Source organism: Treponema phagedenis (assembly GCF_008153345.1).
GTDB lineage: Bacteria > Spirochaetota > Spirochaetia > Treponematales > Treponemataceae > Treponema > Treponema phagedenis.
Genome location: NZ_CP042818.1, coordinates 640,630 through 654,117 on the forward strand (window position 1 = coordinate 640,630; position 13,488 = coordinate 654,117).

At 39.4% G+C, this 13,488-nt stretch carries 11 protein-coding genes; 7 read left to right on the top strand and 4 right to left on the bottom strand.

The annotated features are described in order from the left end of the window. Window positions 1-119: 119 nt before the first annotated feature. The 3 genes from FUT79_RS02820 to FUT79_RS02830 form a co-directional block, all read right to left on the bottom strand. The gene (locus FUT79_RS02820; protein WP_187426850.1) at window positions 120-2,303 is read right to left on the bottom strand and encodes a methyl-accepting chemotaxis protein; all 2,184 of its coding nucleotides are present in this window, start codon (window positions 2,301-2,303) and stop codon (window positions 120-122) included. A gap of 397 nt (window positions 2,304-2,700) precedes the next feature. Beyond that, entirely contained in the window at window positions 2,701-3,324 is a 624-nt protein-coding gene (locus FUT79_RS02825) for a flavodoxin family protein (protein WP_002696734.1), read from the bottom strand. A gap of 527 nt (window positions 3,325-3,851) precedes the next feature. Then, window positions 3,852-4,739 carry a LysM peptidoglycan-binding domain-containing protein gene (locus FUT79_RS02830; protein WP_244951124.1) on the bottom strand — a complete coding sequence of 296 codons (888 nt, stop codon included), beginning with the start codon at window positions 4,737-4,739 and terminating at the stop codon, window positions 3,852-3,854. Window positions 4,740-4,994: 255 nt separating this feature from the next. Between FUT79_RS02830 and FUT79_RS02835 the strand changes: the two genes are divergently transcribed. The 6 genes from FUT79_RS02835 (at window position 4,995) to recR (ending at window position 11,509) form a co-directional block, all read left to right on the top strand. Then, window positions 4,995-5,612, top strand: a complete 618-nt coding sequence (locus FUT79_RS02835; RefSeq protein ID WP_044634692.1) for a periplasmic-type flagellar collar protein FlbB — start codon at window positions 4,995-4,997, stop codon at window positions 5,610-5,612. 3 nt (window positions 5,613-5,615) lie between these two features. Next, window positions 5,616-7,085, top strand: coding sequence for an MBOAT family O-acyltransferase (locus FUT79_RS02840; RefSeq protein ID WP_148889230.1), 1,470 nt, complete (start codon window positions 5,616-5,618; stop codon window positions 7,083-7,085). Window positions 7,086-7,093: 8 nt separating this feature from the next. Beyond that, window positions 7,094-8,596: an SGNH/GDSL hydrolase family protein gene (locus FUT79_RS02845; RefSeq protein ID WP_024752121.1), complete on the top strand. Its 1,503-nt coding sequence runs from the start codon at window positions 7,094-7,096 to the stop codon at window positions 8,594-8,596. 236 nt (window positions 8,597-8,832) lie between these two features. Further along, a complete protein-coding gene (dnaX, locus tag FUT79_RS02850) occupies window positions 8,833-10,602 on the top strand; it encodes a DNA polymerase III subunit gamma/tau (RefSeq protein ID WP_044634694.1) in 1,770 nt (589 codons plus the stop codon). Continuing rightward, window positions 10,599-10,916, top strand: coding sequence for a YbaB/EbfC family nucleoid-associated protein (locus FUT79_RS02855; protein ID WP_002696752.1), 318 nt, complete (start codon window positions 10,599-10,601; stop codon window positions 10,914-10,916). The genes dnaX and FUT79_RS02855 overlap by 4 nt, the downstream gene beginning before the upstream one ends. Then, window positions 10,916-11,509 carry a recombination mediator RecR gene (recR, locus tag FUT79_RS02860; protein WP_002696753.1) on the top strand — a complete coding sequence of 198 codons (594 nt, stop codon included), beginning with the start codon at window positions 10,916-10,918 and terminating at the stop codon, window positions 11,507-11,509. Before FUT79_RS02855 ends, recR begins: the two co-directional genes overlap by 1 nt. Before the next feature lie 72 nt (window positions 11,510-11,581). On the opposite strand, the gene FUT79_RS02865 is transcribed toward recR, so the two are convergent. After that, a complete protein-coding gene (locus FUT79_RS02865; protein ID WP_024752123.1) occupies window positions 11,582-12,190 on the bottom strand; it encodes a phosphoribosyltransferase in 609 nt (202 codons plus the stop codon). Between the two features lie 597 nt (window positions 12,191-12,787). On the opposite strand from FUT79_RS02865, the gene FUT79_RS02870 reads away from it, so the two are divergent. Next, on the top strand, window positions 12,788-13,474 hold the full coding sequence (locus FUT79_RS02870) for a phosphoribosylaminoimidazolesuccinocarboxamide synthase (RefSeq protein WP_002696759.1): 687 nt from the start codon (window positions 12,788-12,790) through the stop codon (window positions 13,472-13,474). Window positions 13,475-13,488 lie beyond the last annotated feature (14 nt).

Here is a 13,488-nt window from a genome sequence, read left to right on the forward strand (position 1 = left end):
ATCTCTAAAAGCTAATCAAGTTTTTAAAAATGTCCGAGTATAAATTTTATTTGTATAAAAGCCAGTATGATTGTATTGATCTAATGTTCTTTAAACCTAAATAATTTTCGGTATACGCTTTATACTTTAAATTTCTTAACCTCATTTGCCAATTTTTCAATACTCTCTTTGTTTTTTTGTGTGATTTCGTTTACTTCCTGTACCGCGTTATTTATTTGAATTGCGCCCGATGCCATTTCATCCATACTGTCGGTAATAAGACGAGTAAGTTCATCAAGTTTTTGCATTTCCAGTGCGACACTTTCTCCTCCCGTAAGCATTTCTGCAGAACCGTTTTTAACTTGTACGGTAACATTGTTAATTTCTTTAATTGCACTTAGCACTTCAATTCCGCTCTGCTTTTGTTCCTGCATAGCTTCCATCAGTCGATTGCTTGTGTCTTTTACCTGTCCGGATAATTCGAAAATTGCATTAAACTTATCTTTTACTGTTTGAGAAGAAATAGATAAGGTTTCAATTTCTCCGGAAAGTGTTTTTAATGTTGTTGTGATGTTTTTTCCTTGTGTGCTTGATTCTTCGGCAAGCTTTCTGATTTCATCGGCAACAACCGCAAAGCCTTTTCCGGAATCGCCCGCATGAGCTGCTTCAATTGCCGCATTCATTGCAAGTAGATTGGTTTGACTTGCAATATGTTGGATAATAGAACTTGCTTCAAGAAGCCCGCCGGATTCATTCGCTATTTGTTGCATCACATGGTTTGAAGTTACAATAGTATCTTTTCCGTCTGCTGTTGCGGATGCAAGTTCTTTGATAGCAATATTCGCCTTTTCAAGGATTTGGGTAATGGATGCAATATTTGAAACCATTTGTTCTATCGACGATGCAGATTCTGCAACGCTTGTTGCCTGACTTTCAATGCTTCCGTTTAACTGCTTAATAGTTCTGACAATTTCTTCAACGGTTGCCGCTGTTTCCGCAACACTCGCCGCTTGAGTTAATGTCTGTTGTTTCACGCCGTTTATATTTGAATTTATTTGATTTACCGCCGATGCCGTTTCCGTCATATTTGTAGAAAGCTTCACTCCTACTTCTTTAAGAGTTATCGTATTTTTATTTACCGCATCAACTGAGTCTCGAATCTTTTTAATTGTTTCATTAAAGTACTGAGATAAATCCGTCATTTCATCATTTCCGATAAGCGGTAAACTTACAGTAAGATCTCCGTCCCCGCGCGAAATATTTTGTAGTGTGGTAACTACCTGTTGTATGGAATGCATAATTGCTTTCATCATGAGTATAATGGCGAGCAAGGCAGTAGCGATAATTCCGGCTGTAATAAAAAAGAGCGTACGTTTCATATTGCCAAGCACACCCATAAACTCCGAGTAAGGAGCGGTAACAACAATCGTCCATCCTGTATGCATTCTTGCCGAAGATGCAATTTGTAAAATATTTTCTTTTTTATAAACATCAACGGTTGGGGTTTCCGATTGTATCGCCTGTTTAATAAATGAAGCAGCTGATGCAAAAGAGTTGTCCGATTCGGCAAGAGCAAAGATATTCATCTTTTCGCTAACTTTTTCTATATCCTTGTGCGCAATTATCGTACCGTCGGAATCTACAACGTAGCAATACCCTTTATTGCCGACAAGAATATCTTTTACTTCATTTGATAAGGCGGTATCTTCTACATCCATTGCGATAACACCGATTATTTTTTGCTCGCCATCATACACAGGGAGAGAAATTGTTATAACCATTTCTTGTGTTGTTATTGAAATATAGGGAGAAGAAACATAAATTGTTCCGGGTATAGCTTTTGTATACCACTCACGTTTTCTCATATCTGAAAGCGAGCCGTCATATGAATGAAAGTATCCTGCTGCATCCACAATCCAAAGTTTTTGTAACACTACATCATTTTGTAATGCCTGTGATTTTTTTCGTTTTGTTTTTTGATTATATGCATCGCGTTCTTCACGTAATAGCAACATTTTTTCAGGGAATGATATATTTCTGTCGCGTATTTGCGGCATTTGTCCTATTCCGTCTAAGAATTGAATGAGTACATTTAATCGTGCGTTAAGTACTTTTGCAATGGTTGCTGCATGATTGATAAAATGCGCATTCACTTCGTTCGCAAGCATTCTTTGTGCTAAAAGAACAGAAGCCGAACCGACAAAAAAACAGCTTAAAAAAACCAAACAACTGCACACTAACAAGATTTTGTTGCGAATAGAAAAGCGTTTAGTTTTTTTTCGTATTTGTGTATAGGGAACATTGTTCTCCGTTTTATAATTCATATAAATAGCTCCTAAAAATTTAAACGCAGTATAACATAGTTTTTTATTACGTGCAAACGACAGCAATGCTTTATAACAGGGGTACGCATGAAAAAAATAACTGACATTAAGAAGAGTAAAAACTATTTACATAATAGAGAATTGCGTTAGGCGGGCGGAGGGCGGCGAAGCGCTTTTTCAAAAGCGCGAAGCCGGATCCTTTTTGCGCGCCTAAAATAGCGCAAAAAGAGCCGCAGGCGATAGCCGGAGCCCGTAGCACGCCGCCCCTCCGAACGGCGTTGGCAAAAACTAAAAACGTCGTGCGGAGGGGAACGCCCGAATGATTTATATTTACTAAAATTTCAGTTGTTGAGTTAAAATCCAAAATCAGAAAATGTTTTAGGACGTTTTAATTATTTTATCTTTTAATAAAATGAGTTCGGACGGTTTGCTCAATTTCAGGAAGAGGTTGATTGCCTTCTTTTATGCTCTTTAACATCCATGCCATGTTATAGCCGAGTGTGCGCATAGTTTGTAAACCTTCCTCATCTTGCATAACATCTTCCGGAGTAAATCCGTGAACTGCATTCCAATAATTAGAGGAAACAATCGGCATTCGACTGATAGTAAAATATTTATTCAGCCGATCGATAGTGGCTGTTGTGCCGGCTCTTCGTGCGCTTGCGACAGCGGCGGAGGGTTTAAATCGGTAAATTGACGGATCAGTTGCGGAATAAAAAATACGATCAAGCAATGTGCACAATGCTCCGTTCGGGCCGGCGTAATATACGGGAGAGCCGACAATAAATCCGTCAGCTTCTTTTAATTTTTGCTGGATTGTATTTGCGGGGTCATCATCGAATATACACTTTCCGAGTTTATAACAGGCATTGCAGGCAATGCAGCCGTGAACCGGTTTGGTGCCGATATGAAAAATTTCATAGTCAACATTATTTTTTCGCAATGCCTTTCCTATTTCGACAAGAGCTGTATACACACAGCCTGTTTTATGCGGACTGCCATTAATCATCAAAACGTTCATACTCTTTTTCCTCCGTCGTTTTTATTAACTCTGATGCATTTTACATTTAGAGATTTCCAATAATTATTATTTACTTTTATAATATACGTAATCATAACCTTTTTAGTTTTTGTTTCCAAGTCTTTTTTAAAATAACGATCGAAACATATATCGGTGTGCATTTACGAAAAGTTATAAATGGAATTCCGGATGAGGTTTTAATTGAGGGCAGAGAAACTATTATTAAAAATGCAAAGTGGAAATCTTTTTCTTATTTTAAAGTGCACAAAAAGAATTGCTAATGCTTTGTTTTCGTGTTGGTTATAAAACTTCAAACCTGCAAGTTTAAAACAAAATTCTGAATTTTCGGTTTTAGATATTGTTTAAAAATGTCTGTGATTCTGTCGGCGGCTTGTAAATATTCAGCGTTGCTGTTTAAGAAAAGCAAGCAGAACTATCTTGATGAGTAATTCAAATAAGCGCTTATTAAAGTGCGCTTAAAAATAGGTATACAAAGTTTTTTAAATAAAAATGAGCAGTGTTTAGAGTCAAATCCCGCGTGGGGCTTTGACGGGGTCAATCGGTTTGTTTTTATTATAAACCATAAAATACAGCAATGATTTTTTAGAAATTGCATCCGATCCGACCGTTCCAATGGATTGCCCAACCTTAATTGGCGCTCCGGCGGAAACCGCAATGCTTTCAAGCCCGCCATATACATATACGTAATTTGCTTTTGATTGAATAAAAACTACTTGTCCGTATCCGCGATGATTTCCTCCATAAACAACTGTTCCCGATGCAATTGCCTTTGCCTGTTCTCCTTTTTTTGCTTCCAGTACAACTCCATATAACTTGCCGTTCAAATAGGAAATTTTTTTAGTTTCTACCGGCCACAGCAATGAAGTATCAATCTTTATATTAGTATAATTTCTCGGATCTTGCAGGGGAATAACAGGGGTCTCATTTTTTTTATTGCTTTCAGCTTTTGACGGTGCGCTTGCAACAACGGTTTTTGAGGAATTGTTTTTTTGAACAATCAATATATCACCGGGACGAATTATTGATTGAGCGCTAAGCCCATTCAGCTTTCGCAATTCATCAATGGAGCAACCGGAAGCGCGCGCAATGCTATATAATGTATCACCTTTTTGCACAATATAGGTATTCGGAATAATAATTTTCTGTCCAATTTTAATCTTTGACGGGTCTGAAATATTATTATGTGCCATCAGCACCGACGGCGGAATCCGATATTTTTTACTTAACCCATACACCGTATCTCCTTTTTGAATGGTATACACTGTATCCGCCGCAAAAATAAAGGAAAAAGAGAAAAGAGAAAAAAATATCGCCGATAAAAACCTATTCATACACTCTTTTATTGTCGGTTTTTTTATAAAAAGCATGAGGCTTTTTGCCATCGGAAATTTCAAGGTTTCTTTGCCTAAGCTCCGACAAAAGCTCGCATACAGCCGGTTTTGAAGAAGCTTAAAACAGCAACACTCATGTAAAGTATTACTTCAATTCTTTATGTATAAGCTTGAAGCTCCCACTTGTAAGAGAGTCCTTAAAAAGAGTATACTTTTAGAGGTTTATTTTCTGTAGTTTATTTGAAAATTTACCGAAATTCTTTGTGTACAATACTAATAAATAAAAAATACAGTGAAAACGGCAAAGGGAGGATCCGCATGAAGGGATCAATCGGACGAATTATTGTTTTACTTTTGTTAATTATTATACTCGCACTTGGCGGGATGTTATGGTTTGACTATTTGGGTATTATGAATGCGCGCGGACTTTTTTCTCCGGTGTATGCCTTATTCGGATTGAAAACACCGAGCGGGATAACTTCAAAACAAAGCGACCGAGCAGATATCGATGCTGATCGATATGCAAAAAGGCTTGAAGCTTTGGAAGTTCGCTCTCAGGAGCTTGATAAGCAAAATGCGGAAATAATAGAAAAGCAAAAAGAGAATGAGCAAATTTCTCAAGAGCTTGATGATCGTTTACAGGCTATTGAGGATAAGGAAAAGTCTTATAATATGCTTATTGCCGAAGCTGATGATCGAAATACAAATATTAAAAAAGTAGCCGATTATGTAAGCGGTATGCGGCCGGAAAATGCGGTTCCTATTTTTCTTAATATGGATGATCAGGATATTATTGCCGTATTTGTTATGGTTGATGAAACGGCAAAAAAGAATAATAAAAATTCAATGGTGCCCTACTGGCTTTCCTTGATGCCGCCCGAACGTGCCGCTGAAATCCAGCGAAAAATGGCAAATAAACCCGCAACTATTCCTTAAGGTATGCAGTTTCCGACACTCTCCTTTGCCTTTTTTTTAGCTGTTGTTTGGTTCTTTTATTGGTATATATTTCGACTGAAAACACAAAGACTCTATCTTTTAACCGTTGCCGGATATTTTTTTGTTTTTTCTTGGGATTGGCGGTTTTGCGTTTTGCTCTTTGCTTCCTCGACTGCGGCGTATTACTTTGGCATTCTTATCGGTACGCAAAAAGACTATTTGCCCCGGAAAATTGTATTGATTGCGGCAACAACGGTGCATGTTTTATTCCTTTGTTTTTTTAAATATTTCTATGAGATTTTAGCATTGCTCAACCAAAAATACCCGCAACTTTATGAAGCCTATCCGTTTCTGGCATCCTTACGTTATTACTCAATTTTAATGCCGCTCGGAGTTTCATATTACACGTTTAAGTGTTTAAGCTATATCTTTGATATTTATCTTTGTAAAATGCGACCGGTGCCGTTTATGCAAGTATTGCTTTACACCTCGTTTTTTCCGCAGATTTCCTCCGGCCCCATTGTGCAAGCGGAGTATTTTTTTACTCAATTACCCAAAAGCCTTTCCGCAGATTTTGACCGAAAAGCTTTACCAATCGCTTTTGACCGCGCCTCGTTATTAATCTTTTCGGGACTGATAAAAAAAACAGTGTTTGCAAGTTTTTTGACGGTGCTGGTTACCGATAAAATTTTTGCATCTCCCGGAATGTATAATACGATAGAACTTTTATTCGGAATCCTTTCGTATACCGCAATTATTTATTGTGATTTTTCAGGCTATAGCGACATGGCAATCGGGATAGCCTTATTGTTCGGTTTTCAAACGCCGAAAAATTTTAATCGTCCGTATATCTCCGATTCGGTAAGCGAATTTTGGCGGCGTTGGCATATATCTTTTTCTTCATGGTTACGAGAATACCTTTATTTTGCCTTGGGCGGTTCTCGGTACGGAACCTTACGCACTCTTTCTGCGCTTTTTATTACCATGCTTGTTGCGGGAATCTGGCATGGAGCTTCTTTTTGTTTTTTACTCTGGGGAAGTTTACAGGGACTTGCACTTTGTTTTGAGTATTTTATATATCCAAAACAAAGCGCAAAGAGGGATGAAGTCGCTACAATGGGGGTAACAACGCACAGTTCAAAGCATAGCACACTGCGCATTATTTTAGTTTTTATCTTTGTGAATATAAGTTGGCTTATTTTTCGTTCCCCCTCTCTTTCTGAACTTCAACTATACTTTTTTTCGTTAAAAAATATTACCAAACCTTTTTTGTTGATACGCCCGCTTACAGTTATTATTTTATTTTTTTCGCTTGCCATACAACTACCGTCTCCTTCTTTGCGAAAAAATATGTTTGGTGTATATAGCAGGCTCCCGCTTATTGTAAAAATCCTATGTGCAACGGCAGTACTGCTCGGTTTATCAACCGTATCAATGTCAGGAATCGCCCCCTTTATTTATTTTAATTTTTAGAGATAGATATGAAGCGACTTGCCCTTTTATATAAAAAAATTAAAAATATTCTCATTCTCATTTTTATAAAAGATAAATCACAGTATACGGCAAATAAAGTGCTGCTTTTCACTTTGCTTACGATTTTTCTTTTCAGCCTTTTAATCGGCGATAAAATAAAACGTCCCGCACTCCAAATCGAAAATAATTATGTGCAAAGATTTTACCTTGCATTGGTAGAACCCCTTGCCGATCTTTCCCGGCGATTGCATACTGCCGACATTCTGCCTGTTACTCGGCGTTTTTTTCTTCGGTTAACCGAATTGGAAAAAGCTCCGCAGTGGGAAGAAGATTTTTTTTATGACAATCCGCAAAACTCGCACGCAGACAGCGTAAGCAATGCTGAAAAACATACAGACAGTGAGGATAAAAAGGGACAAACTAAAAGCGACAGTGAAATTCCCACTGCCGAAAAAATAAAATCATTTGCAAAACAGGATGCCGTTATACCGGCCGGACCCCAAAAAGAAACCATACCAGCTGAACCTGCGGAGAAAGAAACTCCGCCATTGCAAAAAGAAGAACCCGAAATAAAACCGAAACAGGAAAAAGAACCCATAACCATAAAAGAGAAAAAACAAGAATCTCCCCCCAAAAAAGAGTCCGGCAAAAAACAGCAACAACAAAAAAAAGAACTTACCCTAAAACAAACTCCGCAGCAAAAACAAACTCCGAAAATACAAAAACCGGCAAAGCTTAGTCCGCATATTGTTCGCAATTTTTCACCGAATACCGAAACCGCGGACACCGGCGCGGACGAATTTTCCGCATCTCATCCTTTAAGAATTCTCATGATCGGAGATTCGCAAATGCGGTATCTTGCCGGAGGCGCACTACGAATTCTCGGCACCGATTCCGATATACGAATAGATGAAATCTCCGTGCTATCCTCCGGATTTATCAGAACCGATTATTATAACTGGCCTAAAAAGCTTGAAACACTTTTTGCCGCTCAAAAAAACAAAACCGCTTACGGTGCCGCAATTGTAATTTTGGGAATGAACGATAACCAGAGTTTTTACCTTTACGGAAAACCCTACGAGCCCGGCACGGCGGAGTGGGAAAAAAGATATAAAAAAAGAATTAAAAATCATCTTGATGTTTTGCTCACGTACGTTCCGAAAGTATACCTTCTCGGCATGCCCAAAGTAAGAAACAAAGAGTATGACAAAACACTTCACTATATTGAAAAAATGCAGCAAGAGGTTGTAAAAGAGTACGACAAACAAAAGGTTGAATGTATTTCATTAACCGCTATTGCACCGGGAAAAAATGCACTTTATATGGACATGTTTCAAACGCCTTCGGGAAATAAAATTCAGCTGATGAATACCGACGGCATGCACTATACTTTTTCCGGCGGAAAATACATCATGCAAGAGATTTTACAAAAAATACGCAAAGACTTCCGATTTAAAAAGAAAGACAAGACAGCCACTGAAAATCTTAAAAACAACGGAACACAAAACTGAAATGAACCAAAAAAAATCAAAACTTTGCTCCGCTCTATTTTCTCTCTTTTATTAAAACGAGTCCGACACGCCGCAACGGTGAGTAAACTTACCATAGGAAAAGCTTTTTTCTTTACGGCAATTAAGGACTTAGACAACCTTTGCACAGTAGCAATTCAAAAATTTTCGCATTGTATATCTCGAGAGGTTTCTGTTTCCGCTTTTATTTTATACCACTTTGTGTTATAATCCCGTTTATGACATACCAAGTAACTGCGACGCGCCGAAGACCGCAGCGGTTTGAGGACTTGCTTGGACAGGATTTTGTAGCCGCAACTTTGCAGAAATCCATTCAAGCGGGAAAAATTGCACATGCGTATTTATTTTCCGGTCCGAGAGGTTGTGGAAAGACGAGTTCGGCGCGTATTCTTGCAAAAGCGCTCAATTGTGAATCAGGCCCTGCGCCGACCCCTTGCGGAACCTGTACGGCATGCACGGAAATTACCGCAGGGTCAAGCCTTGACGTAATTGAAATTGACGGCGCATCAAATACCAGCGTAAACGATATGCGCCAAATAAAAGATGAAATTTTATTTCCGCCGAATGCAAGCAGATATAAAATTTATATTATTGACGAAGTACACATGCTTTCCACCAGCGCCTTTAATGCCTTGCTTAAAACAATTGAAGAACCGCCGCCCTATGTTATTTTTATTTTTGCAACCACGGAGTTGCACAAAGTGCCAGCAACAATTAAAAGCCGCTGTCAGCAGTTTAATTTTAAACTGGTCAGTGTTGAGCAACTGAAAGAAGCCTTAGCGCAGGCGGCGATGGAATCCGGCATTCAGGCGGATGATGAAGCACTATACTGGATTGCGAATGAGGCAACGGGAAGCGTCCGTGATGCTTATACCCTTTTCGATCAAATAGTTGCTTTTTCAGACGGGCATATCACCTTTGAAAAAATACAGGAAAAACTCGGTCTTACCGGTGTTGATTCTATCGGAAAATTATTAACCGCCTGTGTAGAAAAAAATAGTAATACAGCGCTGTTATTGTTAGATGAAATTCTTCAAAACGGCATTTCCGTTGAACAATTTGTTGTCGACTCGGTGCATTATTTCAGAAGCCTCCTGTTTATTAAACAAGGCATTACAAAAGAAGCTTTAATTGGGCAGCGTGCAGACAGATTCCCCGCTGCGATTGTAAACGGTTGGTCGGTTTTGCAAATTGAGCGCGGGCTTTCGCTTATGTTGGAACTTTTTAAAGACATCCGTTTTTCTGTTGACCCGCGGTATGAACTTGAACTTGCCGTTTCTCGGCTTTCATGGCTCAGTGATTATGTTTCTCCGGTGCAGCTGAAACAGGCTTTTGAAAAGGCGGCGCAAATGCTTAAAGGCGAAGCGGCATCCGCAACTTTACCGCAGAAAAAAAGCCCCGCGGGATTTTCCCACCAGCAAACCGTCGAACCTCATAATAGCAGCATACAGAGCTCCGGGGCGGCGCAAGGTAGGGATAGCTCCCCTTTTCGTAATGCGGGCGGTGTTCAGTCTGTTCGAAATTCTTTTACGGAAGAAGATACAAACGTTTTTTCCGATGCACGGCTGCAAACCGCTGCTCTACAAGAATCAGACAACCTCGCCCGCACAATTGACTGCGAGGTACTAAAAGACACTCTTGTTGACCGATTTCAAACAGAGCAAGGAATGCTTTCCGCTGCTTTAGCCGGCTCGGATGACTGGGAAAGCGAAGACAGCGTTATAACGATATTTGTTAAAACAGGCTATGAAATTTCCATGCTTAACAAAAACAAACGCTTGCTTAGTGATAAGGCTTCAGAGTTGCTAAACCAAAAGGTTAGTTTTCAAATAAAACTTTTATCCGAAAAACAGGAAAAACCTGTTCAAGCGGAAGACGAACTTCCGACGCAGGTGCTGATGATTAAAAAACTTTTAAAAGGAAAAGTGTTAAAAATACAACAAAAACCGACTGTAAGTAAATCCGTAAAAATGGAGGAAGAAGAATGAATTTAAATCCCTTTGAAATTATGAAAAACGCAAAAAACATTCAAGAACAGCTTGAAAACCTTCAAAGCGAATTAAAACAAATAACCGTTGAAGGAGCTTCGGGGGGCGGACTTGTAAAAGTAAAACTTGACGGAAATTTCACCCTCCTTGAAATACTGCTTGACCCGATTGCAGTTGACAATAGAGATGTTCCTATGTTGCAAGATCTTATCCGCTCCGCACATGCCGATGCGATAGAAAAATTAAAGGAGGCTATGAAAGAAAAGCTCGGTCCCTTAGCTTCAATGGCAGGCATAGGAGGGCTTCCGTTTTAATGAATGCACTTGATGATCTTATCGATAACTTTTCCCGCCTTCCCGGAATAGGCAAGAAATCTGCAATGCGGCTTGCCTATCATTTACTCAAAAGAAGTCCGACAGAAGCACAAGCACTTGCGAAAAGTATCTTAATGCTCCATGAAAAAATTCATCCATGCTCCGTTTGCGGTGCTTTTACCGATCAAGACCTCTGTCTTATTTGTGCAGATCCTTTGCGGGATACTTCTACCATTTGTGTTGTCGAGCAACCACAGGATGTAGAAACAGTTGCGGCGGTAGCGGAATACAATGGGCTTTTCCATGTGCTTGGCGGTGTCATCGCACCGCTTGAAGGAGTCGGTCCCGATCAATTAAGAATAGGCGAATTAATAAAACGTATTCAGCAGGGAAATATAAAAGAAATTATTCTGGCAACAAACCCGACAATTGAGGGAGACACCACCGCCCTCTATTTACAAAAAATACTGCAGGATTTTTCATTAACTGTCAGCCGCCTTGCCTCTGGACTTCCCGTCGGCGGCGACCTCGAATACACGGACAGACTCACTCTCGCCCGAAGTTTTAGAGGACGGATTAACTTAAGTTCTTAATACTGTTGCGCAAACTACATCGGGGAAGTCGATCTGCAGGTTCATATAATTAACAAAACCTATGCAAACGTTTTAAAACAATCCTTGTAAAGGTTTAAATACATCGCGCAGTTCGGGGTTTTTTGCATAATAGTGTTTTTCAAGTTCCTCTTCGCTTAAGCCCATAAGTTCATGGCTCATATAGTGAATCCATAGATCATCGGCTTCGGAATGAATATCATGTTTTCTGCACCAATAATCCGGTTGAATGGGCTCGGGCTTTTTATAATGAAAGATTTTATAATCATGAACGGCAATTTTTATATCTCTGCGCGGGATTCCTTTTTCAATTAAGGTGTCAACAAGGTAGTTTATTGTTATCCCCGAATCAAAGATATCATCAACTAAAAGAATCTTTGTTCCTTTGCGTAAATTTTCAGGCGGTAAGGTCCAGCCGTCAATACTGATTTTATCCTGTACCTGCACATTTGAATAAAAGCGCACCACGACGGCAGCATATAAAATAGGTTGCTTTCCGCGGAATGCAACCTTAAAATATTCACTTATTACATTCCCTAAATATGCACCGCCTCGCAGCGAAACATAAATTACATTCGGAATAAATTTATCGCCGATAATTTGCTGTGCCAGTTTAAAACCGTTGTTTCTGATATTGTCATATGAAATAAAATCTTTTATCATTGGATTTGCCTCATCTAAATAAGACTGAATTATATCATTTTTATTTTTTTTTTACAAGAAGATTTTTTTATATTCTCTCGGGTGTATACTTGAAAGAACAACCGCAGAGGGAGAGAAAAATAATAACCAGAACTGTCTCTGAATGTGCACCGGTTCTAAACAGAAACGATGTTTTAAAAGCACAAACTTTTTCCAAGTGCTTTTAAGACTTATGGGTGGTATTTTGATACGAATGGCAAAATAACACCGTTGCGCCGTGTCGGACTCTTTTTGATAAAATTTTTTACAAGTTCCGTGTAAATCGTGGCGTCCAAAAAATTGCAATTTTATTTTTCATGCGTACGTCCTGACAATCGGTTCGGCCCTACTTGACATTTTTTTTGAATTTGCACACACTGAACCCGTGCTCGGAAATTGAGGTGCGACCTTGTATGACCGGCGAAAGTGTACCTAGGGTTCCGAAGGCTGAAGCCTTGTCTGGTCCAAGCGGTACGAGTATTCTTTACTGAATATGACACCTTAGGGAAAAAAGCCCAGGGGGTAGGTTTCGCTTAGAACCTACTCTTGCGGGCATAGAATTTCTCGGAGGTAACTCGTATGCAATTAGTGTACACAGGCAAAACTAAAAATGTTTTTTCATTGGAAAACGGAAACTATCTTTTACAATTCAAAGATGACGTAACCGGCACTGACGGAGTTTTTGACCCGGGTGCAAATCAAGTAGCATTGACGATCGAAGGTATCGGTAAAGAAGACTTACGCGTCAGTACTTTTTTCTTTCAACAAATTAACAACGCAGGATTCCCCACACATTTTATTTCTTCAAATATAGAAGCTGCGCAGATGGAAGTTATTCCGGCTGAAGCATACGGTAAAGGTTTGGAAATGATTTGCCGCTTTAAGGCGGTCGGCAGTTTTATTCGCCGTTACGGATTATACGCAAAGGAGGGACAAGCCCTTGATGCGTATGTGGAATGCACGTTAAAAGATGACGAGCGCGGCGACCCGCTTATCACCTCCGATGCGCTTGAGCAATTAGGCATTATCACAAAAAAAGAATATGAGCGCATGGCGGAGGCAACAAAAAAAATCTCTGTTCTGATTAAAAATATTTTAGCGGAAAAAGGTTTGAGCTTATATGATATTAAGCTTGAGTTTGGAAAAGCAAAAAGCACCGGTGAGTTTTTACTCATCGATGAAGTGTCCGGCGGAAATATGCGCGTCTATAAAGACGGCGTTTATGTGGAGCCAAAAAAACTTTCGCAGTATATTTTAGCCGAGTGATTTTTTTAAATAAG